General features: G+C 38.0%; 1 protein-coding gene. It reads left to right on the top strand.

The genetic code is table 11. From position 1 onward, the window contains the following. Window positions 1–219 precede the first annotated feature (219 nt). Complete coding sequence (locus tag KHM83_RS19490) at window positions 220–2025, top strand: IS1182 family transposase (protein WP_246543217.1); 1806 nt, start codon at window positions 220–222, stop codon at window positions 2023–2025. Window positions 2026–2280 lie beyond the last annotated feature (255 nt).

Here is a 2280-nt window from a genome sequence, read left to right as displayed (position 1 = left end):
ATTTCGTTGAGTTTTACGTCATAACGTGCTACAATAATCATGTTTTTGGGAGCATCACTATGACGATGAACAATCTTGCTGGAAGGTCAGTCGTCTAGTGATGCTTTTTCTATCACCTCAAGGGGCTGTCGGGAAATAGACAGCCTCTTTTAAATTTCCATAAATTACAAAAAGGAAATCTCCTACTTTATGTCGAATCTATAAGTAGGAGGATTTTTTATGCAAAAAAAGAAAAAAGATGGTCCGCCAACCATCTTCAATCAAGTTACACCGAACGATGTAACCAACAAAACTTATCACTATTATACCGATTTTTTTGAAACAGGACAACAAGTTATTCACTTTAATCTCTATCAAATTGATCTGCCTAAGGATGATCCCGTTTATACCTTAAAGAAAGTGATGGCAGAACTGGACTTTTCATCTCTATTGGAAAGATATAGTCACTTAGGACGGAAAGGTTATAATCCCATCATGTTATTTGCAGTCTTAACTTATGCAACACTAAGAGGCGTCAGATCGGTTGATAGAATTGTAGATCTTTGTACGAGAGATATCGCCTATATGTGGCTTGCCCAAGGAGAAAAACCTAAAAGAGATGTGTTTTATGATTTTATGAACCATAAACTGAGCGAACCAATCCTAATGGTACTTCACTATCAGTTTATTAGAAAGCTCCAGAAGGAAGGGCTTGTAAGCCTTGAAGCATTGTTTATCGATGGCACAAAAGTGGAAGCCAACGCAAACCGCTATACCTTTGTTTGGAGAGGTAGCATCAATTATCACCTCGCAAATCTCCTCGATAGCATTCAAGAGCTGTACACACAGTACAACAGTTTTCTCATGACAAATGGTTATGATAAAAGATACAAAGTGCCTGCAATGGATATGTTCATCATTGAAGGGATAGATAAAGTCAGAAAAGTCATTGAAAAGAACCGAACACGGAAAGTTAACAAGAAGAAGAAACTTTCCAACAATACCATCATTGAGATAGACAATATGTCCCCGCTGGAGCTCTTGAAAATGCAGGTTCATCTAAAGACCATCGCAGAGGGTGAAAAAATCTATTTTACCTACGGGAAAGGCAAACGAAAACCTGAAATTCAGAAACTTTACGAGCAGTTAGATGTGTTGGGAGAAAGGCTCATGAAATACAAGCAGTCATATGAAATAATGGGAGATGAGCGAAACAGCTATTCCAAAACAGATCTAGAAGCAACTTTTATGCGTATGAAAGACGACCATATGAGAAACGGTCAATTAAAACCCGCTTACAATATACAGATCGCAGTGGAAAACTATTTTATCATTCATAGCTATATTAGTGCTGATCGAACAGATTACAATTCTTTGATTCCCGTTCTTAAAAAACATAAAGAACATCTTGGATGCTATCCCAAAGAAGTGACAGCAGACAGCGGCTACTGCAGCGAAAAGAACCTGCTATTTCTCGAAGAAAACAACATCGACAGCTACATCAAACTGCAAGAACATGAAGTCATGAAGACAAGGGCATATCAGAAAAATATTGGAAAATATCGAAACATGGTTAAAGAGGGGAACAGTTACCGTTGTGCAAACGGACGATTACTCACTTATGATCACACTGAAAAGCGCAATACCAAGGGATTCGAGAGAATTTTTGAAGTCTATGCCTGCAAAAATTGTGATGGCTGTGAGTTGAAATCCGAATGTCTCTATCAATACGATGAAGATCGCCATCAGCATAAAAACAAAGCGATCAAGGTCAATGAACGCTGGGATGATTTAAAAGCAAAATCAAACGAAAACATTCAAAGCGAAAAAGGGATACTCAACCGACTGATTAGGTCAATCCAAACGGAAGGCTTTTTTGGCGATATGAAGGCAAACGATGATTTTAGACAATTCAATCATCGCTCAGCTGAAAAAGCGCATAAGGAATTTATGCTCTATGTGTTTGGTAAGAATCTTGATAAATATCATAAATTCAAGTTGGGAAAAATCAAACGCTTCACAGGAAAATCGGAGAAAATTGCGTAAAGGCCAAAACTCACTTTAGTGATAATTGGACCTGTTTTTGTGCTGTGAAGAAATAGTGTTATCCGATCAAAGTGAAAATAAAACTGCTAGATTTAGGATCTTCGGAAACCCTATTTCTAGCAGTTTATGGTTTTGTGATTATTTCGCTGTCAGGGCAGCATCAATCCGCATTTGAGCATCACCGTTTCACCGATGAGCATCGTCTACGAGTTATAAGTCCGTTCGCGAAATAGCATCACAAATACGTACAATAGC

Origin of the sequence: Fusibacter paucivorans, assembly GCF_018390735.1 — a bacterium.
GTDB lineage: Bacteria > Bacillota > Clostridia > Peptostreptococcales > Acidaminobacteraceae > Fusibacter > Fusibacter paucivorans.
The sequence above is the reverse complement of the archived record's forward strand: the minus strand, read 5'-3'. Positions and strand labels throughout refer to the sequence as shown.

What these genes read in the sequence shown, in the direction of transcription:
- KHM83_RS19490 (WP_246543217.1), top strand. Translation starts at nt 220, where the DNA reads ATGCAAAAAAAGAAAAAAGATGGTCCGCCAACCATCTTCAATCAAGTT.